The organism is Neobacillus terrisolis (assembly GCF_051233475.1).
GTDB lineage: Bacteria > Bacillota > Bacilli > Bacillales > Cytobacillaceae > Bacillus_BU.
Genome location: NZ_JBKFGH010000008.1, coordinates 198,631 through 223,969 on the forward strand (window position 1 = coordinate 198,631; position 25,339 = coordinate 223,969).

The 25,339-nt window shown below is 41.9% G+C and carries 24 protein-coding genes; 5 read left to right on the forward strand and 19 right to left on the reverse strand.

Annotated elements, in window-relative coordinates:
• Positions 1-212: 212 nt before the first annotated feature.
• The 5 genes from ACI48O_RS06605 to hprK all read right to left on the reverse strand — a co-directional run bounded on the left by ACI48O_RS06605 (position 213) and on the right by hprK (position 4,124).
• Entirely contained in the window at positions 213-689 is a 477-nt protein-coding gene (locus tag ACI48O_RS06605) for an acyltransferase (RefSeq protein ID WP_435560944.1), read from the reverse strand.
• Positions 686-1,339 (reverse strand): pyrophosphatase PpaX, encoded by a 654-nt coding sequence (gene ppaX, locus ACI48O_RS06610; protein ID WP_435560945.1) that lies wholly within the window; start codon positions 1,337-1,339, stop codon positions 686-688. Before ppaX ends, ACI48O_RS06605 begins: the two co-directional genes overlap by 4 nt.
• Positions 1,336-2,280: a nucleoside recognition domain-containing protein gene (locus tag ACI48O_RS06615; protein ID WP_435560946.1), complete on the reverse strand. Its 945-nt coding sequence runs from the start codon at positions 2,278-2,280 to the stop codon at positions 1,336-1,338. The genes ppaX and ACI48O_RS06615 overlap by 4 nt, the downstream gene beginning before the upstream one ends.
• Positions 2,281-2,301: 21 nt before the next feature.
• Complete coding sequence (lgt, locus tag ACI48O_RS06620) at positions 2,302-3,120, reverse strand: prolipoprotein diacylglyceryl transferase (protein WP_435560947.1); 819 nt, start codon at positions 3,118-3,120, stop codon at positions 2,302-2,304.
• A gap of 68 nt (positions 3,121-3,188) precedes the next feature.
• Entirely contained in the window at positions 3,189-4,124 is a 936-nt protein-coding gene (gene hprK / locus ACI48O_RS06625) for an HPr(Ser) kinase/phosphatase (RefSeq protein ID WP_435560948.1), read from the reverse strand.
• 225 nt (positions 4,125-4,349) lie between these two features.
• Between hprK and ACI48O_RS06630 the strand changes: the two genes are divergently transcribed.
• Positions 4,350-5,174 (forward strand): N-acetylmuramoyl-L-alanine amidase, encoded by an 825-nt coding sequence (locus ACI48O_RS06630; protein ID WP_435560949.1) that lies wholly within the window; start codon positions 4,350-4,352, stop codon positions 5,172-5,174.
• Positions 5,175-5,264: 90 nt separating this feature from the next.
• Here the strand turns inward: ACI48O_RS06630 and ACI48O_RS06635 are convergent, their stop codons facing one another.
• The 7 genes from ACI48O_RS06635 to ACI48O_RS06665 form a co-directional block, all read right to left on the reverse strand.
• Positions 5,265-5,630, reverse strand: a complete 366-nt coding sequence (locus ACI48O_RS06635) for a phage holin family protein (RefSeq protein WP_435560950.1) — start codon at positions 5,628-5,630, stop codon at positions 5,265-5,267.
• A gap of 55 nt (positions 5,631-5,685) precedes the next feature.
• The gene (locus ACI48O_RS06640) at positions 5,686-6,792 is read right to left on the reverse strand and encodes a DUF4097 family beta strand repeat-containing protein (RefSeq protein ID WP_435560951.1); all 1,107 of its coding nucleotides are present in this window, start codon (positions 6,790-6,792) and stop codon (positions 5,686-5,688) included.
• A gap of 15 nt (positions 6,793-6,807) precedes the next feature.
• Entirely contained in the window at positions 6,808-7,125 is a 318-nt protein-coding gene (locus tag ACI48O_RS06645) for a magnetosome magnetite crystal formation protein family (RefSeq protein WP_435560952.1), read from the reverse strand.
• A 377-nt stretch (positions 7,126-7,502) separates the two neighbouring features.
• Positions 7,503-10,382, reverse strand: coding sequence for an excinuclease ABC subunit UvrA (gene uvrA / locus ACI48O_RS06650; protein WP_435560953.1), 2,880 nt, complete (start codon positions 10,380-10,382; stop codon positions 7,503-7,505).
• 9 nt (positions 10,383-10,391) lie between these two features.
• Complete coding sequence (uvrB, locus tag ACI48O_RS06655; RefSeq protein ID WP_435560954.1) at positions 10,392-12,371, reverse strand: excinuclease ABC subunit UvrB; 1,980 nt, start codon at positions 12,369-12,371, stop codon at positions 10,392-10,394.
• Positions 12,372-12,477: 106 nt separating this feature from the next.
• Positions 12,478-12,774, reverse strand: coding sequence for a hypothetical protein (locus tag ACI48O_RS06660; RefSeq protein ID WP_435560955.1), 297 nt, complete (start codon positions 12,772-12,774; stop codon positions 12,478-12,480).
• Complete coding sequence (locus ACI48O_RS06665) at positions 12,749-12,982, reverse strand: CsbA family protein (protein WP_435560956.1); 234 nt, start codon at positions 12,980-12,982, stop codon at positions 12,749-12,751. Before ACI48O_RS06665 ends, ACI48O_RS06660 begins: the two co-directional genes overlap by 26 nt.
• A gap of 243 nt (positions 12,983-13,225) precedes the next feature.
• On the opposite strand from ACI48O_RS06665, the gene ACI48O_RS06670 reads away from it, so the two are divergent.
• Both ACI48O_RS06670 and ACI48O_RS06675 read left to right on the forward strand, forming a co-directional pair.
• Positions 13,226-13,978 (forward strand): alpha/beta hydrolase, encoded by a 753-nt coding sequence (locus tag ACI48O_RS06670; RefSeq protein ID WP_435560957.1) that lies wholly within the window; start codon positions 13,226-13,228, stop codon positions 13,976-13,978.
• A 124-nt stretch (positions 13,979-14,102) separates the two neighbouring features.
• On the forward strand, positions 14,103-14,258 hold the full coding sequence (locus tag ACI48O_RS06675) for a hypothetical protein (RefSeq protein ID WP_435560958.1): 156 nt from the start codon (positions 14,103-14,105) through the stop codon (positions 14,256-14,258).
• A gap of 52 nt (positions 14,259-14,310) precedes the next feature.
• Here ACI48O_RS06675 and ACI48O_RS06680 read toward each other — a convergent pair whose 3' ends face one another.
• The gene (locus tag ACI48O_RS06680; RefSeq protein ID WP_435560959.1) at positions 14,311-17,559 is read right to left on the reverse strand and encodes an efflux RND transporter permease subunit; all 3,249 of its coding nucleotides are present in this window, start codon (positions 17,557-17,559) and stop codon (positions 14,311-14,313) included.
• A 176-nt stretch (positions 17,560-17,735) separates the two neighbouring features.
• Between ACI48O_RS06680 and ACI48O_RS06685 the strand changes: the two genes are divergently transcribed.
• Entirely contained in the window at positions 17,736-18,584 is an 849-nt protein-coding gene (locus ACI48O_RS06685) for a TetR/AcrR family transcriptional regulator (protein WP_435561044.1), read from the forward strand.
• Positions 18,585-18,863: 279 nt separating this feature from the next.
• Positions 18,864-19,865 (forward strand): nuclease-related domain-containing protein, encoded by a 1,002-nt coding sequence (locus ACI48O_RS06690; protein ID WP_435560960.1) that lies wholly within the window; start codon positions 18,864-18,866, stop codon positions 19,863-19,865.
• Between the two features lie 50 nt (positions 19,866-19,915).
• Here the strand turns inward: ACI48O_RS06690 and ACI48O_RS06695 are convergent, their stop codons facing one another.
• The 6 genes from ACI48O_RS06695 to ACI48O_RS06720 form a co-directional block, all read right to left on the reverse strand.
• Positions 19,916-20,044, reverse strand: coding sequence for a hypothetical protein (locus ACI48O_RS06695; protein ID WP_435560961.1), 129 nt, complete (start codon positions 20,042-20,044; stop codon positions 19,916-19,918).
• A 69-nt stretch (positions 20,045-20,113) separates the two neighbouring features.
• Positions 20,114-22,537 (reverse strand): heavy metal translocating P-type ATPase, encoded by a 2,424-nt coding sequence (locus tag ACI48O_RS06700; RefSeq protein ID WP_435560962.1) that lies wholly within the window; start codon positions 22,535-22,537, stop codon positions 20,114-20,116.
• Positions 22,538-22,612: 75 nt separating this feature from the next.
• Entirely contained in the window at positions 22,613-22,819 is a 207-nt protein-coding gene (copZ, locus tag ACI48O_RS06705) for a copper chaperone CopZ (protein ID WP_435560963.1), read from the reverse strand.
• A 15-nt stretch (positions 22,820-22,834) separates the two neighbouring features.
• A complete protein-coding gene (locus tag ACI48O_RS06710; protein WP_435560964.1) occupies positions 22,835-23,218 on the reverse strand; it encodes a metal-sensitive transcriptional regulator in 384 nt (127 codons plus the stop codon).
• Positions 23,219-23,307: 89 nt separating this feature from the next.
• Complete coding sequence (locus ACI48O_RS06715) at positions 23,308-23,859, reverse strand: TVP38/TMEM64 family protein (protein WP_435560965.1); 552 nt, start codon at positions 23,857-23,859, stop codon at positions 23,308-23,310.
• Positions 23,860-23,934: 75 nt separating this feature from the next.
• The gene (locus tag ACI48O_RS06720; RefSeq protein ID WP_435560966.1) at positions 23,935-25,260 is read right to left on the reverse strand and encodes an MFS transporter; all 1,326 of its coding nucleotides are present in this window, start codon (positions 25,258-25,260) and stop codon (positions 23,935-23,937) included.
• Between the last annotated feature and the right edge of the window lie 79 nt (positions 25,261-25,339).

Here is a 25,339-nt window from a genome sequence, read left to right on the forward strand (position 1 = left end):
AATCCTTTAGTTCGCTAATGTATTAGCATAATGAAGTTATATGTAAGTGTACTCTTCCAGACATCATTCGTCAAGACCAAAATGGATGTAAATTCCACTAAATTTAACGCATCACCGCACCGGGGGACTGTCCCCCGCTCTATTAGCGCGGTAAAGCAAAAGGTGCCTGTCCCCCGGTGCTTTAACGTGTTAAGTCACCGGGGGCAGGCACCCTATTTGATAAGACGCATTGGGTTTCCTCCGACAAATGCTCCCGGTGGGACATCTTTGTGGACGAGTGAACCAGCGGCGACGATTGCTCCTTCACCAATGGTAATACCAGGCAGGATAGTGGAATTGGCACCGATCATTACTTCGTTTCCAATCACCACTGGACCAAGTCGATACTCCTTAATTAAATATTCATGGGCTAAGATGGTCGTGTTGTAGCCGATAATCGTATTGCTGCCAACACTGATCATTTCTGGAAACATCACATCTGGTACAACCATTAACGCAAATGAGGTTTTCTCACCAACCTTCATCCGTAGAAATGTACGATATAGCCAGTTTTTCACACTCAAGAAAGGAGTAAAGCGTGCTATCTGTATAACTATGAAGTTTTTTGCAACTTTCCAAAACGAGACAGTTTTATATACTTGCCACAACGAATTGGAGCCTTCAACCGGATAGCGCGTTGTATTTCTCATCGCACCTTAACCCCAAGAATTGGCAGAAGGTCGCGCATATTATCCAGCATATAGTCAGGGTGATGAACCTCCAACGATTCCCGTCCCTTAACAGCCCAAGCAACCCCAGCTGTTTTTGTTCCGGCATTTTTCCCGGCAAGAACATCATGGTAATTATCACCGACCATCATCGCATTCTCAGGACGAGAATCCAGCTGCTCTAATGCCTTAAAGATTGGCTCTGGATGAGGCTTTGGATGGTTAACATGATCAAGCGCCACGATCGTATCAAAGAAATGATCCATCTTCGTAAGCTTCAGACCCATCATCGTTACATTCAGCATTTTGGTTGTGACAATCCCAACCTTATAATCGTTTTCCTTCAATACGGAAAGAGTCTCATAAACCCCCTCATATTCCTGGACAAGAAGATCATGGTTGGAAATATTGAATTCGCGATACGTTTTGACCATTTCGTCGCACTTTGCTTCATTAATTTTTGAAAACGTTTCGACCAAGGTTGGACCGATAAACGGCAGAACATCGTTCCGTTTGTATTCACCAGGATGGAAAATTTCAAGCGTGTGTAAAAAAGAAGAGATAATTAGTTCATTTGTATCAATCAACGTGCCATCTAAGTCAAAAAGTACTGTATTAATATTCTGGTTCATATACTTGCTGCTTCCTTTCTTTTTGCATCCTCTGCTCGATTCCAGAGCGTTGACACAACTAGCGTTAATAAAAAGGCGACTCCTATCCTTATCAGTAAGAGCGGCAAAACCGGTATTCCAAGCGGCATAAAGATCAGTGTATCCTCGACAACGGCATGACAAGCCATTAAAAATAAAAAGGCCAGGGTAACATCTTTCTTACTTACTCCATCCTCTTTAACTGCCTGTACCATGACACCTGCCCCATAGGCTAACCCGAGCAGCAGTCCTGCTGCCAGTGTCGTTGATGTATTTTCCTTCATTCCTAATATCCGGGTTCCTGGGGCAACCCAGCGCGAAAACACATCAATCCATTTCAAATCCTTCAATACCTGTATAACCATCATAAACGGAATGACAATTATCGCCAATTGAATGATACCCATTCCGGCTGTTTGTAGCCCTTCAATAAACACATTCCAAAATCCGCTGACATTTGCTTCTTTGGCAGAGACAAGTCCGTAATCGGCAAGTTCAGTTCCACCTTGCCAAACAAGATGAATCATCAAACCCGACAAAAAGGCTAAGCCAAGACGAACGACCAAGACAATCCACAGCTTCACACCAACCGCCAGAGCGACACTTGATTCAATAAACATGTTATGAGAAAAAGACAGCATCACAGCAATTATAAAAACTTCTTTAACAGTTAAATCAAGTGTCAAAATAGCTCCTATCGCCGCATACAAATTTAAAAAATTACCGATAACAAGTGGGATCGCTGCATCCCCGGATAAACCGAGCCAGCCCATAAATGGAGCAATAAGATCGATTAACCAAGGGAGTACTGGTGTATGCTTTAATATCGAAACAATGAGGGTGACGGGAAAAATAATTCTCCCAAACGTCCAGGTTGTTTTAAGCCCAACCAATAAACCCTTCCGTACGGAAGCAAGCAACATTCCTCTTCCCACCTTTTTGTGTTAATTACGTTTATCTAAATAATGAACATCGGCTAATCCCTTTTTTCTCCTAAACACGAAAAGGGCAATGGCCAGTATGATTAAGCCAATTGATATCGTTTGGGCCATGCGGAGATTTTCTGTCAGCATGAGGCTATCAGTCCGCAAACCTTCTACAAAGAAGCGTCCAATCGAATACCAGACTATGTAAGCCAAAAAGATTTCGCCGCGGCGCAAGTTAACTTTTCGTAATCCAAGTAAAATGAACACCCCAGCCAAATTCCAGATGGATTCATATAAGAAGGTCGGATGATAATAAGTACCATTAATGTACATTTGATTAATAATAAAATCGGGTAAAAACAGATTTTCTAAAAAGGTCCGGCTCACTTCACCGCCGTGCGCCTCTTGATTAATGAAGTTGCCCCATCTGCCAATCGCTTGGCCCAAGATAATACTGGGTGCTGCAATATCCGCCAGCTTCCAGAACGATATATTATTCTTTTTAGTAAAAAAATAAGCTGTTGCCACTGAACCAATTAGCGCACCGTGAATCGCAATTCCACCATTCCAAATTTTCGGGATATCGGCGGGATGAACCGCATAATAATCCCATTCAAAAATAACATAGTAAATACGCGCACTAATAATGGCGATAGGGATCGCCCAAATCATTAAATCCGGGAAGGCCTCTTTTGGCAGCCCCCGTCGATCGCCCTCGCGCATGGCGAGCCAAAGTGCCAGGGCAATCCCGGTCCCAATGATGACCCCATACCAGTGCACTTGAAGCGGTCCAAGCGAAATGGCAATTGGGTCAATCGGTTGTATCGTTTCTTCCATTATCATTTCTCCTTTATCTCACGCAATAGAAGGCTGTTAATCCACATTCCTGCCGTATGCTTATCAAATTAATACTCTTCGTGATCGACGTCTTCAATTGCGTCTGTTAAACGATGTGTAAATTGCTCTGCGGCATTAACACCCATTCGCTTTAAGCGGAAATTCATTGCCGCTACCTCGATAATAACCGCAAGATTTCGTCCTGGACGAACCGGAACAGTGAGCTTCGTTATTTCGGTATCAATAATTTTCATTTTTTCTTCATCTAAGCCAAGCCGGTCATATTGCTTGTTTTGATCCCAAAGCTCCAAATTAATCACCAATGTAATTCGTTTATGGCTGCGGACCGAGCCTGCCCCAAACAATGTCATCACATTAATAATTCCTAGGCCGCGAATTTCAAGTAAATGTTCGATTAACTCAGGTGCGTGGCCAACCAGTGTATCCTGATCCTCCTGGCGAATTTCCACACAATCATCCGCAACTAGGCGGTGGCCTCGTTTCACAAGCTCAAGCGCGGTCTCACTTTTTCCGACACCACTTTTACCGGTAATTAACACACCAATCCCGTAAATATCGACTAGAACACCATGCACTGCTGTGGTTGGTGCCAGCTGACTTTCCAGAAAATTCGTTAAACGACTAGAAAATCTTGTTGTTACCATATGGGTTCGCATTACTGGAACCGATTCCCGTTCGGATGCCTCAATGAGCTCGATTGGAACATTCATATCCCTTGTCACAATAATAGCTGGCGTAATATCTGTGCAGAGTTGATCCATCCGATATTCCCGCTCCACTTCATTGAGTCTTTCAAAAAAAGATAATTCAGTTTTTCCTAATAATTGAATCCGTTCTGCTGGATAATAGTTGAAATAACCTGCCATCTCAATCCCTGGCCGGGAAATGTCACTCGTCGTAATCGGGCGATTTATGCCTTCTTCTCCACTGATCAGCTCTAAGTTAAACTTCTCAATGATATCTTTGGTGCGAACCTTTGGCAAAAGAGCCTCCTCCTTTTTATAAAAGAAAAAATAAGTTTAAATATAAACTATATTTTAGCACTTTTTTTCAAAGAACCAAACGAACTGTTTTCATAATATAAAGTATTTCTGACTATTTCATCATAAATGGGCACTAAAACCATGTCCTTTTCGAGGCTCTAAACATATATTATTTGTGAACCCTTATTGCAAAAAAGCAAATGAGATTCGAAAAGGAGTGGTAAGATGAAAATCATGTTAGATGCAGGTCATGGGTATAACACGTCAGGAAAACGAAGTCCAGATGGCATGAGAGAGTACGAGTTTAACAGAGCAGTTGCCGAATATGCAAAAGGTTTCCTAGATGGCTATCAAAATGTGACCATCTATTATGCCCACTCTGACCAAACCGATGTACCATTGCAGCAAAGAACAAATAGCGCCAATAATTTAGGTGTTGATGTTTATATTTCCATTCATGCAAATGCATATGGAACAACATGGAATGATGCAGGTGGAATTGAAACGTTTATTTATCCGTCAAGACCGTCAATTGCTCTGGCACTTGCCCAAAAAATCCAAAGAAACCTCATTGCTCAAACAGGATTACGAAACCGCGGTGTGAAAACAGCTGATTTCCATGTACTAAGGGAAACAAACATGGACGCCGTACTAATCGAGTGCGGGTTTATGACCAACCCAGAAGAAATAAAACTGCTTCGTTCAGAAAGCTATCGGCGCACTTGTGCAGATGCCATCGTTAAAGCGGTCGCGGAACAATTCGGCTTAGTAAAAAAACCAGCTCCAGCCCCGGCACCAACACCTGCACCATCGCCATCACCAACTCCCACTACAGATTTATATAAGGTCCAGGTTGGTGCCTTTAAGCAAAGAAGTAATGCCGAAGCACTAGCTACCCGTCTAAAAAATGATGGTTTCCAAAATTTCATTTTTTCAGATGCCGGTTTATTTAAAGTTCAGGCTGGCGCCTTCAAGGATAAACAAAATGCAGATGAGTTATTGCAAAAACTGCGAAGTAAAGGATATCAGCCATACGTATACCGTGATTAATGCATGAATGATTTCAGCCTAAAAAATGAACGTACACAGTTCCTAGATGTACTATTTAGATAAAAAGCCGGCAAATTCGCTGCCGGCTTTTTATGTTCGCTCCTTATCGTTACGATCTAATAGCACTTTTTGAATGATCACATTGACGAATGACATGATGATTGATACAAATAAAGTCATCCCAAAACCATTGATTTCAAAATCGGCTCCCATGATCGAATCTGTTAGCATTAACGTTATTGCATTAATGACAAACAAGAAGAAACCAAGCGTTAAAATGGTGATTGGCAAGGTTAAAATGATCAAGATCGGCCGAACAAGTATATTCAAAAAAGATAAAACAAAACTAGCGATAACCGCTGCTCCAACACCCGATAGCTGAAATGAATCATTAAAATATCCAGCAAGGGCCATGAACAGGACCGCATTGATTAAAATCCCTAGCAACCATTTCATGCCTACAGATCCCTTTCTTACGATATATGGTCGATATCATCGAATCCATTCTCTACTATTGATATTTTTTTACAGAAATTGAGCCTGTTTTTGTATCGGCAAAAAGGTTAAATGGTGGCTGATCAGCAACAACCGGCTTGAAGGTGAGACTCTTTTGAACCATATCGGTTTTCTCGGAAACAATTTGAATTCCATCGAGTTCTACCGCAAAGCCGCCGAGATTGGATTTAAGTTCCCCGGATACAGCTAACCCTGCAGGTATGGCAAGATCAATGCTGCCGGTTATCGTTTTTGCCTCAACCTTTTCACTTTGTGTACCCGTTAATTGACATGAGATATTACCATTAAACGACTGTATCTCAAGGCGAGAATAATCTCCCTTCAGCTGAATCGCACCATTTAATGTTTCAGCCTCTAATTCTTTCAAGCTGCTATTCTCTATTTTGATTTTCCCATTCGCGGTTTCTGCGTCCATTTTAATGCCCTCAATTCCAGTGGCTGAAATTCTTCCATTGGCTGTTTTAACCTTTAGCGACTTCACCTTTAAGTTTTCACATTCTATCGGTCCATTAAACATACGGACACGAACTTTATCATAATCCACCTGCGGAATATAGATGACTGCATCTACCTTCATCCACTTCGGTGGAGCTGCAAAGCGAAGTGTTCCGAGTTCCGCTTTAAAAAGGACATCCTTTAAAAAGCTTGCTCGTGCTTCATCCTGCGTGCCGGCCCGATAAATTTTAGCGGAACATTCGATTCGTACATCTCCTTGATCCCACGGAATAAACTGAACAGAACCATTGGCAATATCGATATCGATATTCCGCAATTCTACTTCTCCTTGCTGAAAAATATGAGAAATTTCAACCGCAGGCCCAAAATTAAGATCCAAATCAAAATCCTTTATCTTTTTAAAGGTAGAATCAACAAAATCAACTATTTTATCCTTAAGCGATTGGAATTTATATTGATAGGATTCCTCTTCTTTCTTTCCTTCTTCAAATTGAACGACCGTAGATAATTCATTTACTAGCGCTTCCTGTTTCTTTTCCTTCTCCTGCTCCAAATTTTCAAGGTCATTTAATAATGTTAAAGCTTCTTCGGCAGATATTTTTCCTTCTTCCACCATCTTTAATATGCGTTTCCGTTCCTCTTGCATACCGAATCCCTCCACCTAATTTTCAAGTTTTAATACTTTTATCCCTTGAACAATGTTCCAAATGAAGACAACCAAATCAAGAATAAAGCAAACAATAAGCGTTGGAACGATAACATACGGGACTGTTGCTTGATGACCGGTTAATCCTAAAACAATAGACCAAATGACAAACGGCACGGTAATAAGCGGCACAATATGTGAAAAAAACGCTCGTTTGGAATGCCGTTTTACTTCTTCATTTCCAGAGGCAAAGTAGATAATCAGCGGGAAGATCCCCCCGAAAAAAAATACACTGAAATAAGATAAGGCGGATAGTATTTTTTCTTGTTCCACCACCATTCATCTCCTCTGATATTTACGTCAAAAGTGGGGTGAAGTTTCAAATTTTTTGAAAAAACCTCCCTGTTTTTTTGATATGCAGCGTTAAACTTGTCTGTTGATTTCCGCTCCAGGTGCTCAGCGACCCAGCGGGGGAGTCCGGGAGCCTCCTCGGCGCCATAGCGCCTGCGGGGTCTCCCGTGACACCTTCTCCCGCAGGAGTCTCGCACCTTCCGCTCCAATCAACAGAGTGATTAAAATCAAGATGGTTCTTTAACAACCAAAAATAAAAGGACCTGACAGCCAATTGTCTTATGCTGTCAGGTCCTTAGTAGTATCGTATTTATTTTTTAAAATCAGGAAAGTTTCCGCGCGGTACTCAGCTTCTGAGTTTAGGAGAGATTGCCGAGCGCTTCTCTTTCTGCGATTTGCTGAGACATTCGGGCACGATCCCGTTCCAGAATAGGCTTTAAATATTTACCGGTATAGGAATTCGGGACTTCTGTGACTGCCTCAGGTGTACCTGTTGCGACAATCGTTCCGCCCTTGTCTCCTCCCTCAGGTCCGAGATCAATTAGATAATCAGCCGTTTTAATAACATCAAGATTATGCTCAATGACCAAAACCGTATCACCATTTTCAACCAATCGCTCCAGCACGACGAGCAGGCGCGAAATATCATCAACATGTAGTCCGGTTGTCGGCTCATCCAAAATATAGAGTGAACGGCCGGTTGAGCGACGGTGCAGCTCCGAAGCCAGTTTGACACGCTGTGCCTCTCCTCCAGATAAGGTTGTTGCCGGTTGTCCTAACGTAATATAGCCAAGACCTACATCAGCAATCGTTTGAAGCTTCCGCTTGATTTTTGGAATGTTTTCAAAGAAAACAACCGCATCTTCTACCGTCATCTCCAGTATATCAGAAATGCTCTTACCTTTGTATTTTACTTCTAATGTTTCACGGTTATAACGATTGCCGTGACAAACCTCGCACGGAACATAAACATCTGGCAGGAAATGCATTTCAATTTTAATAATTCCATCGCCACGACATGCCTCACAACGACCGCCCTTAACATTGAAGCTAAAGCGTCCTTTTTTGTACCCACGCACCTTCGCTTCATTCGTTGCTGCAAACACGTCACGGATATCATCAAAAACTCCGGTATAAGTAGCCGGATTTGAGCGCGGCGTTCTACCGATTGGCGATTGATCGATATCGATGACCTTATCTAATTGCCCAATTCCTTTAATTTCTTTGTGCTCACCCGGCTTGATTTTGGCACCATTAAGCTTTTGCGCTAAAGACTTATGAAGGATTTCATTAATTAGCGTACTTTTTCCCGATCCGGAAACACCGGTAACAGCAATAAACAAACCCAATGGTATTTTGACACTCACATTTTGCAGGTTATTTTCTTTCGCACCTTTAATTTCTAAAAAGCGATTATCCGGCTTCCGACGTTCAATTGGGAGCGGAATAAATTTTTTCCCAGACAAGTATTGACCGGTTAACGACTTCGGATCATTCATCACCTCTTCAGGTGTGCCCTGCGAGATGATCGTTCCGCCATGAACCCCTGCTCCAGGTCCAATATCGATTAGGTGGTCTGCAGCCAGCATTGTATCCTCATCATGCTCGACCACAATCAGCGTATTGCCTATATCCCGCATGCTTTGAAGTGTGCTAATCAGCCGGTCATTATCCCGTTGATGAAGTCCAATGGAAGGTTCATCCAAAATGTACAGGACTCCGGTTAAGCGTGAACCAATTTGTGTCGCTAGGCGAATCCGCTGAGCTTCACCCCCGGAAAGGGTGCCAGCTGCCCGGCTTAATGATAAATAATCAAGTCCGACATTAATCAGGAAACCGAGACGTTCCCTAATTTCACGGAAAATGAGGTTAGCAATCTTCATTTCTTTTTCAGTGAGTTGCAGGTTTTCGAAAAACTGATGCGCCTCAACGACTGATAAAGATGTGATTTCACCAACATGTCGGCCGGAAATTAACACTGCCATTGCTTCCTGCTTTAAGCGATAGCCTTTACACTTCGGACAATGATGCTGGGCCATATATTTTTCCATTTGCTCACGGATAAAATCGGAACTCGTTTCCTTATAACGGCGCTCGACATTACGAATGACCCCTTCATATTCGATATAGCCTTCGCGCATCTGCCCAAAGTCATTTTCATAATGGAAGAAAATTTTCTCACCTTCCGAGCCGTACAGGATTTTATTGAGCAAATGCTCCGGAATGTCCTTGACGGGCACATTCATATCAACCCCGTAATGGTTGCAGGCTGCTTCAAGCAGCTGCGGATAATATTGAGAGCTGATCGATTCCCACGGTGCAATTGCATTTTCCTTTAACGTCAAGTCGCGATTTGGAATCACTAAATCCACATCTACCTCGAGCTTTGAACCAAGACCATCACATTCCGGACACGCTCCGAACGGACTGTTGAATGAAAACATCCGCGGTTCAAGTTCCCCAATTGAAAATCCACAATGCGGACAGGAATGGTTTTCGCTGAACAATAGCTCCTCTTCGCCTATTACATCGATAAATACTCTACCGTTCCCTAATTTTAAGGCCGATTCAAGTGAATCCGCGAGGCGGGATCCTATTCCCTCTTTTATGACAATTCGATCGATGACAATTTCGATTGAATGCTTTTTATTTTTATCAAGGTCGAATTCATCACCGAGGTCATACATTTCACCGTCAATCCGAACACGGACATAACCTTGCTTCTTAATATCCTCCAATGTTTTAACGTGAGCACCCTTTCGCCCCGAGACAATTGGAGCAAGAATTTGCAGCTTCGTACGCTCAGGATATTCTAAAATTCGATCGACCATTTGCTCTATCGTCTGCGAAGAAATTTCAATGTTATGAATCGGACAGGTTGGCCGGCCCACTCTCGCAAATAGAAGCCGCAAATAATCATAAATCTCCGTCACGGTTCCAACTGTTGAACGAGGATTTCGGCTTGTTGTTTTTTGGTCAATCGAGATCGCTGGTGACAGTCCTTCAATCGCATCAACATCCGGTTTATCCATTTGACCGAGAAATTGTCGGGCATATGCTGATAATGATTCAACATAGCGCCGCTGCCCTTCGGCATATATCGTATCAAAGGCCAAAGAAGACTTTCCAGACCCGGAAAGTCCCGTTAACACGACAAGCTTATCTCTCGGAATGGTGACATCAATATTTTTTAAATTATGAGCTCTGGCCCCTTTAACAATCAATTTTTCCATTGCCATTTTTTTACGTCATCCTTCCGCTTTCAACTCAAATATAAGATCACGAAGCTCTGAGGCTCGTTCGAAATTGAGGGCCTTTGCTTCTTTCTTCATTTCTTTTTCTAAATCGGCAATGACCTTTTCGCGTTCCTTCTTGGTCAGCTTGCCGAGTGCTGCCGCTGGTTTGTATTCATCCTGATCCTCTGCTGCATGCGTTGCTCTAATGCCTTCACGAATATCCTTTTGAATGGTCATTGGCGTTATTCCGTGCTTAAGATTATATTCTTCCTGCACCTGACGGCGACGTTTCGTTTCATTTAGGGCAAGCTCCATTGAATTCGTAATCTTATCAGCGTACATGATCACGTGCCCATTAGCATTACGAGCCGCCCGACCAATCGTTTGGATAAGCGATCGTTCTGAACGAAGGAAGCCTTCTTTGTCTGCATCGAGAATTGCAACAAGCGAAACCTCTGGAATATCCAATCCTTCTCTAAGTAGATTAATGCCAACGAGAACATCATATTTGCCAAGCCGAAGCTCACGTATAATCTCAATTCGCTCAAGAGTTTTCACTTCTGAATGTAAATAGTTAACCTTAATACCGATTTCCTTCAGATAGTCGGTCAAATCCTCCGACATTTTCTTGGTTAAGGTCGTAACAAGTACCCGTTCATTCTTTTGAATCCGGTCATGAATTTCGGCAATTAAATCATCAATTTGTCCTTCGATTGGACGAACATCAATCATCGGATCAAGGAGCCCAGTTGGTCGAATTATCTGTTGGACCATTTCTGGCGTATGCTCAAGTTCATACGGACCAGGGGTTGCAGACACATAAACGGCCTGGCTAATATGCTTTTCGAATTCATCAAAGGTAAGCGGCCGGTTGTCAAGTGCTGATGGGAGACGGAAGCCGTGATCAACCAGGACCTGCTTTCTCGCTTTGTCTCCATTAAACATCCCACGAACTTGCGGCAAGGTTACATGCGACTCATCGATAACAAGCAGGAAATCTTTCGGAAAATAATCTAATAACGTATATGGCGTTGATCCTGGTGGTCTCAACGTTAGATGACGGGAATAGTTTTCAATTCCAGAACAGAATCCCATTTCAGCCATCATCTCTAAATCATAACGAGTCCGCTGCTCGAGGCGCTGTGCTTCTAATAGCTTTCCATTTTCTCTAAGTTCCTTCAGTCTTTCTTCGAGCTCTTGCTCAATATTTTGAATCGCAACCTTTAATTTTTCTTCTCTGGTAACGAAGTGGGAGGCCGGGAAAATCGCGACATGGTCTCGTTCAGCCATGATTTCACCCGTTAACGCATCCACTTCACGGATGCGGTCGATTTCATCTCCGAAAAATTCAACACGAATACAGTGTTCATCGCGAGAGGCCGGGAAAATTTCGACGACATCGCCACGGACCCGGAACGTTCCACGTTGAAAATCAATATCGTTGCGGCTGTATTGGACATCGACCAGCTTATGGAGAAGCTGATTTCGCTCAATTTCCATCCCTGTACGAAGCGAAACAACAAGATCACGATATTCTTCCGGAGACCCCAAGCCGTAAATGCAAGAAACACTGGCAATAATGATGACATCCTGCCGTTCAAATAACGAGGAGGTCGCAGAGTGACGAAGCTTATCAATTTCATCATTAATACTGGCATCTTTTTCAATAAATGTATCAGTAGACGGCACATAAGCTTCCGGTTGAAAGTAATCATAATAGCTGACGAAATACTCAACCGCGTTATTAGGAAAAAACTCTTTAAATTCACTATATAGCTGGCCGGCGAGGGTTTTGTTATGGGCAATGATGAGGGTTGGCTTATTTACCTCTTTAATAACATTGGAAATCGTGAATGTCTTACCGGTTCCGGTAGCTCCGAGCAAGGTTTGGTGCCGTTTCCCTTGGCGAATCCCTTCTACAATTTTTTGGATCGCCTGCGGCTGGTCCCCTTGGGGCGAATATTTTGAAACTAATTCGAATTGGTCCTTCACTTTTATGACCTCCTTTATGGGAAAATTCAAGAATTCTTTATTTAATATCAGCGCTTTCGGTGGCTGATTTAGGTTTATTTTTTCAAAAAAAACTACTATCCCCATTCTACCACAATTGAGGGAAAACAAACCAATAATAAGCGAACAAATATTCGTTTTTTGGGGGCAGGGGAGATTTGTCGACGGTTTTCTCCCATTTATCGGCGCTATTGGAGAGTTTATCGGCGGTTTTTTGATTTTTATCGGCGGTTTTTTGATTTTTATCGGCGCTTTTTGAAGATTTATCGGCGCAAGTGAAAAAAATCACCCCGCCAACACCTGCCAAAATGCAAAAAACCACAACCCCTGGAGCTGTGGCACACTTCACAAAAGGGATATCAGGCCCTTTTTCTCGTCTTTTCAATCATGCTCGTGCTATACCAAAAACCTGCGGTTAACGAAAAGGCGTCAACAATAATTAACAGCCACGAATCCGTGTATCCTTTATATACCGAGGCAGCAATCAGCGCAACCGTTAATACTAAACCAATGACATGGTTATAGGTTACACGCGAAAACAATACTACCACGATCCCGGGAAGTATAAGAGCGGACAAATATTTGATAACCATTGTTACACCTTCCTTCTATACTATAATTGCAATCAATAAAGGTCCGACAACTTTTTATTATTACTAGAATACTCTTAAAATACCGTAATTGCAAAGGCTAAGAACGGACTTCGAAAGATTAATCCCTACTTTTCTTATATGAATTATAAAATTAGTATTGATTTTTGAAAATTCACCCTTTATAATCAAAAACAACAACACTCGAACTTGAAGAATGATTTAAAGAAAGAGGTGCGATATTAAATGAATTTAACCAAAGTTAATGTACTTGCTGGCGCTGAGCCATTTTTTCTAAAAGGAAACGAAATCGGGATTCTGTTATCTCACGGATTTGTCGGTACCCCCCAGAGCGTTCGTGAAATCGGAGAAATGCTGAACCGCTTTGGTTTTACCGTATCAGCGCCTCGCTTAACCGGGCATGGAACATCAAGCTATGATATGGAGCAAGCCAAGTATACGGACTGGGTCAAGGATCTTGAAGCAGCGTATCTTGAGCTAAAGGATTCGGTTCAAGAAGTATTCGTAGTAGGGCAATCAATGGGCGGCGCCCTCTGCCTGCAGCTGGCAGCTAAATATCCAGAAATAAAAGGTGTGGCAACAATCAATGCCGCTCTCCATGTTCCAGGTTACGATGCGCTTCGCAACAGCAGCGGTCCAAGATTCATTCAGGAAGGCGCACCGGATATAAAGGATCAAACTGCGGAAGAAATCACCTATGAAGAAGTACCGTTAACAGCCATTCACGAATTGCAACAGCTGCTCGATTTAACGATTGAGCAACTTGAAAATGTACGGATTCCGGTGCTTACCTTGACATCAGCGGTAGACCATGTAGTTCCTCCGGCTGATTCCGTGCAGATTTTAGATTCTGTTTCTTCTAAAATAAAAGGCCAGATTATCCTGAAAAATTCGTACCATGTTGCTTCATTAGACTATGATAAGGAAAAAATCCCCCAATACATTCGTGCATTTGTAAAAAAAATTATAAATAAATAAGCACATTGCTTAATAAACATGTAACGTTCGGAAATTTTCTAAAAAATTGAGGGTGTTCCTGTTCTGCAACCCGGGCCAGGTCAGGGACATCCTCACGATCTTTTGCAAGGGAGATTAGAAAAGAATGAAACTTTTGCGAGAACGTTTTTTTGTGTTTATTAGTGTGTTGTTTACGGTATTGGTATTTGCGTTTATTATTAGTAATTTTCCGGTTGCGGAGGAGGAGGACCGGGAGCCGAGTCCTGTTGCAGATGCAAGCTTACATAATGGCGGAGACTAGATTTTTTTAAAAGGAAAAAAGCTGACCCCCTCGGGAGTCAGCTTTTTTCCTTTTAATCTTCGATACGATTTCGTTTAAATTTGCTTAAAATCTCGTAAACAATTGGCACAATCAACAAAGTTAATAATGTCGAGCTTGTTAAGCCGCCAATTACAGTGACACCCATCCCTTTTGAGATAAGTCCGCTGCCTTCCATTCCAAATGCTAATGGAAGAAGGGCACCGATCGTTGCAATGGCCGTCATCAAGATTGGACGAAGTCGGGTCGCCCCCGCTTCTAACAACGCTTCACGGGTGCTGTAGCCCTCGCGCTCCTTGTGAATCACACGGTCGATTAACACGATCGCATTTGTAACAACAATTCCGATTAACATTAACGCACCGATCAAGGCAGATACACTGATCGTTTCTCCTGTGATTAGTAAAGCGACTAAACCACCGATAATCGTAAATGGCAGTGAGAACAGAATCGCCAATGGTGCAAGGCCGCCACCAAAGGTTATCACCAGAATCAAATATACAATCGCAATTGCTGCAAGCATGGCCAAACCTAACTGGGTAAAGGCTTCTTGAATGTCCTCAGTAACCCCACCCATCGAAATGTCGACGCCATCAGGAGTATCTATTTTATCCAAATCTGCTTGAAGGTTTGTGGATATTTCTGCAACGTCATCTGTTTTCGGTGTTCCGCTTACCTGGACAGAAATTTTCCCATTACGGCGCGTGATTGTATCAGATGTTTTGCCTTCCTCCACCTTTACAAGTTCACTAATTGGAACTTGTAGGCCAAGTGGTGACTGAATTGTTTTACCCGTCAAATCCTCGACAGTGGCGGTTGTTTCCTTTTCAACCTGAAGGTAAACATTTAACTCTTCGCCATCCTTCTCCACTGTGGTGATAACCTGACGCTGTTGATTTGGCATTAACGCCATTCCAACCTGACCAGCTGTTAGTCCAAGTTTACTTAACTTTTCCTGGTCGGCCACGAGAACATATTCATCATATGTTTCGGCGATGCTCGTTTCTACCTTTTTATAGCGCTTGTCAGCTTTCATAATATCGTATACTACATTAACGACAGGCTCAATGTCTTTCATGTCTTCACCAAAGACACGGACAACAATCTCATTGCCGCCAGCCTGGGCCGAGAAATCTTGATTCGCCCATTCGCCCATATTAGTCTTATCTTGAAGTTCTTTAATAACCGTTTCTTTTTCTTTCTCAAAATTACTCGTATCATCCTGATAGGCAATAAAGAACATTGCGTCATTACCGCTACCTGGATTCATTGGATTCTGACCGCCTAAAGACATTTGCACCGTTTCGACATTTTTTCGATCAAGTAAATATTGTTCGGCTTCCGATGTTATTTTTTCAACATCAGCCCGAGTTTGACCCGGCTCCGGCTTATAAGTAGCGATGATCATTTTCGTTTCATCGGATGGTAGGAAGCTGACCCCAATGTGTGGCACTAAGAAAAAGCTGCCTACTAACAATACCACCGCAATCGTTGATGTGATGATTTTATGGTTTAATGCCCAATTTAAAATCGATTTGTACCACCCGGCTAGCTTACCAGGTTTATCATGATGCCCAGCCTTTTCCCCGCTTAAGTTTTTCTTAAACAAAGAGTGCGACATCATCGGCACGAGTGTGATCGCCACTAATAATGAAGCCAATAGCGAAAACACGATGGTTAACGCAAACGGCATGAACATTTCACCAATCATCCCGCTCACTAAAGCCATCGGTAAAAAGACGGCGATCGTAACGAGCGTTGAGGACATTATTGGCATAAACATTTCTTTCGTGGCTTCTCGAATCAGCGCCTTGCCTCGCAATTTCTCTTCTGGTAACGACATGCGGCGGAAAATGTTTTCAATGACAACAATTGAGTCATCGACGACACGGCCAATTGCTACCGTCATCGCACCTAGCGTCATCATGTTAAGCGTAATATCTAATTGTTGTAAAATTAAAACGGCAATCAAGAGCGATAATGGAATCGATACAACTGAGATAAGCGTTGATTTAAAGTTTCGCAGGAACAGCAGGATAATAACGACTGCAAAAATGGCGCCAAAAATCGCTTTGCTCAACATCGTGCTGACCGACTGTTCAATCGGTTCTGCTTGGTCAAACGTTGTATGAACATCCAAGCCTTTAATCTCATCTTCAAAATTGGCGAGTTCTTCTTTTACATCATTTGCAACAGTAACGGTGTTGGCATCCGCTGCCTTGACAATTTGAAGTCCGATTGACTCTTTTCCGTTTGTGCGGGAAACAGATTCCGCTTTACCAACCACTTTAATGTCGGCGATTTCACCTAGTTTAACGGTTGGGAGACCAGGCATTTGCTGAGATTGAGCGGTAGTGCCGGGTTGCACTGCCGAATTAGGTTGTGTTGTTAAGCCAGCTTGAGTTCCGGTGCTAGTTTGAGCTCCGGGACTTGCCTGCGCTCCGGTGCTGTTTGGCATTCCTGCTTGGGCTCCGGCACTTGTTTGAGATCCAATACCGCTTGGCATTCCTGCTCCAGCTGCACTCTGTCCGGCCGTTGACGGGATGACCGGAATCTCCATTTGCTTAAGGTCATCGATGGTGATCAACTTGCCATCCACGACAACGGATTTTTCTTCATTTCCAAATGTAAACAGACCGAGTGGAATCGAAACATTTGATCCCTTAATGATCCCCTGAACCGTTTCCTCACTCAGACCATACTGAGCCATTTTTTCTTTGTTAAAAACAAGCTCCGCCTCGTCAATTAGCTGTCCGGAAATTTGCACGGAAGCGACTCCATCCAAACCTTCTAAGGCTGGAATCATCTCATCTTCAACCGTTTTACTAAGAGCAGCGAGCGACTGCTTGTCATTCGCAACACTTGCCGCTAAAATTGGGAATGCATTCATACTAATCCGAGCAACATTCGGATCCTGAACTGCTTCCGGGAAGGTTGTTTTCGCTAATGCTTTATTCAACTCATCCTCAGCTTCATCCATGTTTTTCTCATATTTATACTCAATTTGAAGCGAAGAAGCGTTTTGAAAGGATGAAGAGTTGACTACACTTACACCATTAAGGTTTTGAACCGCTTGCTCGATCGGTTTGGTTACATGATCGGCAACCTCCTGTGGTGTAGCTCCAGGATAGATAGTAGTAACACTAATTACAGGAACATTAATATTCGGAATGGTTTCAAGCTTCATGTTCATTCCAGAATATAGCCCGGCAACTGTTATAATAAAAGTAATCAGCCAGACAGCATATTTGTTTTTCAAAACAAAATTGATGATTCCGTTCATTTTAGACCTCCTGTGATGAATAGGTGAATAACCGATTATTATTATCGTAAAAAAACAACATTGACCAATCGGTCATGTTCGTTAATAATAGTAAATGACCAGTCAGTCATAGTCAATTAAAAAAACATTAAATTTTTCTTAAGCATACAGAAAATAAGGATGTGTACCAAGTGCTCATGAAGGAAAAAGAAATTGCCATTATCGAAGGAGCCATAAAACTATTTGCCATCAAGGGATTTACAGCAACATCAATCCAGGATATCGCAACAGAGTGCGGAATTTCAAAAGGGGCCTTCTACCTTTATTTTAAATCGAAAACAGCACTTCTTCTCTCCATTTTTGAGTATTATTATGATCAAATTAAAACACAATTAGATGAAATAGAATCCAAAAATCTACCGCCTCGAGAGCTATTTGTGGAGCAACTGGCCAGTCAGTTTGAAGAAATGAGCAAACATAAAGAATTTATTATTATGCAGGCCCGGGAACAAGCGATTCCGTTTAATAATGAAATTGCAAATTTTCTTTCCAGGATGCGCGAGCAATCGCAAATTTTCTTCCAAAAGGCGTTTCTTACCATATATGGTGAGGAGATTCGACCTTATTTAATCGATCTCACCCTTATCGTGCAAGGCATAAACAAAAGCTATTTTGAAATGATTATGTTTAATAAAACGCCTCTTGATTTCAATTACTTAGCGCGGTTTATTTTAAAAAGAATAGATAGTTTGGTTGAAGGACTCAAAGATTCTGGCGAAGCACCGGTCATTCTTGAATTCCCAGTCGTCTCGTTGTTCGAAAAGAAAAATGGAAAAAGTGAACTATTAAAGATCATTGCTGCTGCTAAAGGAAAGGTTCCAGCTCCGGAACTGGTCGTGTCTTTAGAGGTGATAGAGGAAGAAATCAAAAGCGATGCTCCGCGAAAACCGGTCATTCAAGGGATGCTGGCGACGCTGAACGGAGTGAAGGAGTTAGCGGATTTGCAAGCGAAGGTAGCGGGGTATTTTAAGGTGAAGTTGATTTAAGAAATGCAGTGCGGTGACTCGAGGTTTATGAGTTATCGTACTGTTTTTTTGTTCAATTTTGGTAAAAAAAGTCAATTTATTGATAAAATCAATTTTTTACAGATATATTGTTGGTTTTTCTTGATATATTGATTTTTTTACAGATATATTGTTCATTTTTCTCGATAAAATCATTTTTTTACAGATAAAAATATTTCGGGTTCCCTCACCACCCAATTTAAAGGAATTTCACCATAAAACAGCGAAATAAAACAGGAAAAAGTAAAAGGAGTTGAGAATGTGATTGAAAAAGAACGAGGAATACCAATAGAAATACTTAAAGACAAGGCATTATTGAGAAGAACTCGACCTACCATTCCAAGAAGAGCCGAGATTGAGGAAAGATTAGCAAAAAGAATTGCGGGTTATTATGGTGAATTAGCCGCTGATCGAGAATTAAGATTCCTCCCCGAAAATGACTACCATATTTTCAACGACCTCCGCTTACCATCAGGCCCATTCCACTTTCAAATTGACACGCTCATTCTTTCCCACCATTATGCTCTAATCAATGAAATCAAAAATATCATTGGCACATTATTCTTCGAGCCTCATTTCCATCAACTGATTAGATCTCACAATGGTACTGAGGATGCATTTAAAGACCCGATCACCCAAGCCAAAAGGCAAAAACAACAATTAGATACGTTATTTCAAAGTTGGAATTTTGGCAATCTCCCGATCGAATACGTTGTTGTTATTAGTAACCCTTCAACTAAGCTTGACACCTCTAATCCCATTTCAAAGCAAAAGGTATGTTTTGCCCATCGAATTCCAGAACAAGTTGAACTCTTAAATAAAATCCACCATCAGCAAGCTATCAGCCAAAAAGAAATGAAAAAATTAATTAAATATCTATTAAAACACCATACCCCTAGAGAGTATAATCCATTACAATTTTACGGAATCAAGCAAACTGAAATTATCCCTGGTGTCCAGTGTCCAAAATGCTTAAAGTTTGCAATGGTTCGGCAGCATGGAACTTGGTTTTGTCCTATATGCACATACACCTCAAAAATTGCCCATATTCCGACTCTTTTAGATTATTTCTTCCTCATCAATACAACAATCACTAATCGCCAATGTGTTGAGTTTCTCCACCTTCCATCACCTACAGTTGCTAACTATCTTCTCTCAAAATTAGACCTCACATACTTCGGTTCAACTAAAGGAAGAGTTTATGAGCTTGATAGATTAATGCTTCGCTTACAAGATTACAAGGAAATTTTTATCAAATATTAACTAAAAAGGCATGACAGGTGATTTTACCCGTCATGCCTTTGATTTATTCATTAATCGTGGTTTGCTTCTTTTTGATCCATATTCATTGGTTCATGTTCGACAGTGGCATTATAAATCCCAAAGCCCACCATAACAATCATTAAATAGGCAATCGCAGCAAACACCCATTTTTTTATCATTGCAAAGTCACCCCTATAAATTATTCAAAGAACTCTTCATTGTCTTTGATAAAAACGAGCCACAAATTTCTATAGTTTAACCTTTTGCAAACGAAGCGCGTTCAATACGACCGACACCGAACTGAACGCCATTGCCGCGCCTGCAAGCCAAGGTGCTAAAAACCCTAGTGCTGCAACGGGGATTCCTAGTGTATTATACCCAAATGCCCAAAACAGGTTTTGCTTAATGTTTTGGATTGTCTTTTTACTCATGAAGATCGCATCAGCAATGCTGTTTAAGTCCCCGCGAATCAAGGTAATATCCGCTGCCTCCATTGCCACATCCGTACCAGTACCAATTGCCATCCCGATATCTGCAACTGCAAGTGCCGGGGCATCGTTGATTCCATCTCCAACCATTGCTACCTTTTTACCTTGGGCCTGCAGTTTTTTCACTTCATCCGCTTTGCCTTCTGGTAAAACCTCTGCGATAACATGATCAATTCCAACCTGAGCCGCAATCGACTTAGCCGTTTGCTGATTATCACCGGTAATCATGATGACTTCGAGGCCCATATCTTTAAGTCGGCGAACCGCTTCTTTGGAAGTTTCCTTAATTGTATCGGCGACAGCAACAATTCCTGCATACTGACCGTCAACAGCTGCCAGCATCGCAGTCTTCCCTTCTTTTTCAAACGCATCCATCGTATCAAGCGCTGACCCGATTTCAACATTTTCTCGTAACATTAATTTCCGTGTTCCAACTAGCATTATTTTCCCGTCAACAGTTGCTTTAATCCCAAAGCCTGGGATTGCTTCAAACCCAGAAACATCCTTTAACGCAATTCCTTTATCCTTAATCCCTTGAACAATCGCTTGCGCTAATGGGTGCTCTGATTGCTTCTCCGCAGAGCCCACCAATGCCAGGAATTCAGACTCCTCCGATTCATTGCCGGCAAGAATAACATCTGTTAATACAGGTGTCCCGTTCGTGACCGTTCCGGTTTTGTCTAAAATCACTGCAGAGATACGGTGTGTCATTTCGAGGTGCTCTCCACCTTTAAACAAAATCCCAAACTCAGCGGCACGACCTGAACCTGCCATAATCGAAGTCGGTGTTGCCAGACCTAATGCACACGGACAAGCAATAACAAGAACAGCGATTAATTTTTCTAATGCTTCTGCAAAATCACCAGGCGCAACGGCAAAATACCAAACTAGAAAGGTTACAACGGCAATCCCGACTACGATTGGAACAAACACGCCGGAGATTTTATCGGCCAACCGTTGAATTGGTGCCTTAGAGCCTTGTGCTTCTTCAACGACCTTTATGATTTGAGCTAACGCAGTATCCTTACCAACCTTTGTTGCTTCCACCTTTAAAAATCCATTCTTATTAATGGTTGCTCCAATAACAGTGTCGCCAATTGTCTTATCAACCGGTACACTTTCGCCTGTAAGCATCGATTCATCAATTGCCGACTGACCGTCGATAATTTTGCCATCAACCGGAATTTTTTCACCCGGCTTCACATGAAGAATATCTCCAACGACCACTTCTTCAAGCGGAATTTCCTTCTCAACCCCATCGCGTTCAACAATCGCGTTTTTCGCTTGGAGTCCCATTAATTTTTTAATTGCCTCGGAGGAACGCCCTTTTGCCTTTGCTTCAAACAGCTTCCCTAATATGATTAAAGTAATTAATACGGCACTTGTTTCATAGTAAAGTTCCACCGTGTGAGCCGTTTCCGTTAACGAAACGATTGAAAGATAGAGACTGTAAAAGTACGCAGCAGACGTCCCAAGCGCCACAAGTACATCCATATTGGCACTGCCGTTTTTTAAAGCCTTATATGCTCCTACGTAAAATTGCTTACCGATAATAAACTGAACTGGCGTTGCAAGCGCAAGCTGGAACCAAGGATTCATAAACATATCCGGTACCCAAATAAACGCAGTAAAGCTAAAATGCCCCACCATCGCCCAAAGCAATGGAATCGATAGAATCGCTGAGAATAAAAATTTGCCTGTTTGATTTTCTATTTCACGCTGGCGATGATCCGCCGCATCCTGTGGATTCGCCTCTTCTTTAATAGTTGCTCCGTATCCTAACGCTTCTACTTTTTTAATAATGTCTACTTTGCTAAGTGTTCCAGGATTGTACTCAACAGTCGCCTTTTCTAAGGCAAGATTGACATTCGCCTTCAGGACACCTTCCAATTTATTTAATCCTTTTTCAATCCGGGCAGAACAAGCCGCACAGGTCATTCCGGTAATATCAAACTCGGCCTTTTCCGTTACCACATCATAGCCTAAATCCCGAACCTTTTTCTGGATCGCCTCTATATTCGTTTTGGTTGGGTCAAATTTAACCGCTGATTTTTCCAAGGCAAGGTTGACGGTTGCTTCCTCTACACCATCTAGTTTGTTTAGACCTTTCTCAATGCGGACTGCACATGCTGCACAGGTCATACCTGTGATTTGCATTGATGTTTCTTTAAGATTTTGGCTCATAAAACCAACTCCCATATACCCCAGTCGGGTATGTTTTTTTCAAAAAAGGACGTGCTACTTCTAGCACGTTAATGTTTATTCTACATCATAACCTTGATCATCAATTGTTTCTTTAATTTTCTCTACCGTAACTAGTTCAGGATTGAAGGTGATGCTAACGGCCCCAGCTCCTAAATCAACTTTAACGGTTTCAACACCGTTTAGTTCCCCAACACTTCCCTCAATTGCTTTAACACAGTGACCACAAGACATTCCTTTTACTTGTAAAGTTGTATTTTCCATTATTCTTTCCCCTTCCTATTTTTTCATTAATCTTTGTATCGTAGTAAGCAATTCATCAATGATTTCGTCATCGCCCTCTTGAATTCGTTCTACCACACAGCTTCGCAGATGACCTTCTAATAAAATTTTTGCCACACTATTTAAGGCTGCCTGAGTTGCCGAAATTTGGGTAATGACATCGTCACAGTAAGTATCCTTCTCGATTAATCCCTTTATTCCGCGGATTTGACCTTCAACTCGGTTTAACCTTGTGATTAGGTTTTGCTTCGTTTTTTCGGAATGATGACTTTTCCGACCGGAACTTATATGGCATGCTGTATTTTCATTCGTCACTGAATTTTCAGTGTCGCAATGGTCATTATGTTGTAATGTCTTTTCATTAGGATTGGATTGATCCATTAACTCAACCTCCTTTAATTGTATATTACCATACCCCTCTATGGTATGTAAAGTAGAATGATACCCATTTTTCTCAATTTAAAAATAAATTATGTTTTCTTATATAAGCCTTTTAAAACGGATATTAACAAAATCATAGCTAAAACGGCTAATATAACCTTTCCTTGCCAGGTCCATTGGATCATGTGATTGGCTGTGTAAGCTTCCAACAACAATGCAGGAAGTTTCCCAAGCGTACTGGAAAGAGCAAAAATCATAAGGGTCATTTTCCCGATTGCTGCAAAAAAAGTGATGACACCCGAAGGAACAAACGGAAGAAGCCGTAATGAAAGAACGAGCATAAACGCCTGTTTTCCTTCCACCTCAAGAAGCCTTCTTACTAAAGGACGATGAAACACCTTTGTTTCCGCAACCTTTCGTAACCCTTTTCGATAGATAATAAAAGAAACAACAGCCCCCAGCCCCTCACCAATGAAGGAAACCAATGTCCCTTTCCAAAAACCAAAGACAACTAAGTTTGCTGCTGTTAAAAACAAACTTGGAACAAGCCCAAAAATACTAATGATAATATTAATAACAATGCTAATAGCAAAAGCATAAGGTTTATAATTTTGAAGCAGCTCCACTACTTGTTCATTCATTTTTCCTATTTCACTCCTATGTCGTCTGGCCGAATCATAAGATTTATTTTATAGAAAAATGAACTGAATAGAAACTTATGTATTTCTTCTTTTCCGTAAAAACACTTCCGGTATCCAGCTACCAAATGGATGGGAAGGGTGTTGGACTGGCCCTGAGCTAACCCTGGGAGCATGGTTTGGTTTATTTGGTTTATTGGCGGCAGCTTGTAAAGCCAGTTCCAGTGGTTTCCAGCGTTTTAAAAGAAACACGACCTCGAAAAATAATAAAATACCGGTAATAGAATAAACAGTCCACGGCAAATAGGCTGCTTTCGTCCCTAATGCCAAAAGATTTCCGCCAACAAATTTTCCAAATGCCTCCCCTAAACCAGACACAACATTGGCCAAAGCAAAAAAGATCCCAATTAAATCTGCTCTTGAAAGCTGTGATACAGTACTGTCAATCGTCGGCATAATTAACATTTCTCCGATGATAAAAATCGCCCCGCTAAACACTAAATGAATAAACGCACTGGACCAATATAACGATCCAACGCCAAAGCCGATAAAAAGCATGCCAACTCCCATTGCAGTTAAAGGATGTAGACGCTTAATAATCCAAGTTGTTACAAACCCTTGTGAAAAAATAACGATGATGCTATTGATCGTCCATATTAATGAAACATTTTTCGGATCCGGTAAAATTTCAGCGGCTCGCAATGGCAAAGCTAACGAAAGCTGGGCATATAAAGCCCAAATTAAAATCCCGACTCCGCCAAATACGAGAAACGGTTTGTTTTTTAAAACCGCCTTGTAGGCGCCAACCGGGAGTTCCGGACAAGGAGCATCTCCACAGTTTTTGGGGAGCAATAACCAGCTTTTTACCCCCAACACAATATAGATGATTCCAGCAATCCAAAAAGCTATTTTTGCAGTGCCTGTAATGAAGAAGAAAACAGTAAGCCCTGCAATCACGATTCCAACATTGGCCGCAATACCACGCAGCGAAAAAGCCGTCGTTTGATTTTCCTTCGAGGCTAACGCTGCGATGGCAGCTTTTGTTGAAGGGGCATTTAACCCATTGCCGATTCCCAAGGTAACAGCTGTTAATAAGAGCAACAAATAAGAAGTAAATAAGCCAAACCCGATTAATCCCCCGGCCGCAATGAACGCTCCCAATCCAATAATGAATCTTCTCCCTATTCGATCAGCTAAAAAACCGCCTAAAATACTGCCGATTTGAAAGGAAATGGCGATCGCAGCAAGGACTGAACCAATCTGAACCAGTGTTAATCCTCCTTCAACCCTTAACACGATTGGCAAAATCGGCGTCACCATATAGGAGCCCAAGTGAGACAATAGCACACCTAACAATAAGATGAACATTGGTTTTTCCAGCTTGCTGATTTCCTTGAAATCCATTTAAATCCCCCATAAAGTTTTATATTGACTTAGTTTTCTCATCATGATGGGGGCTATACTGTCGTATAAGAATTTTGTT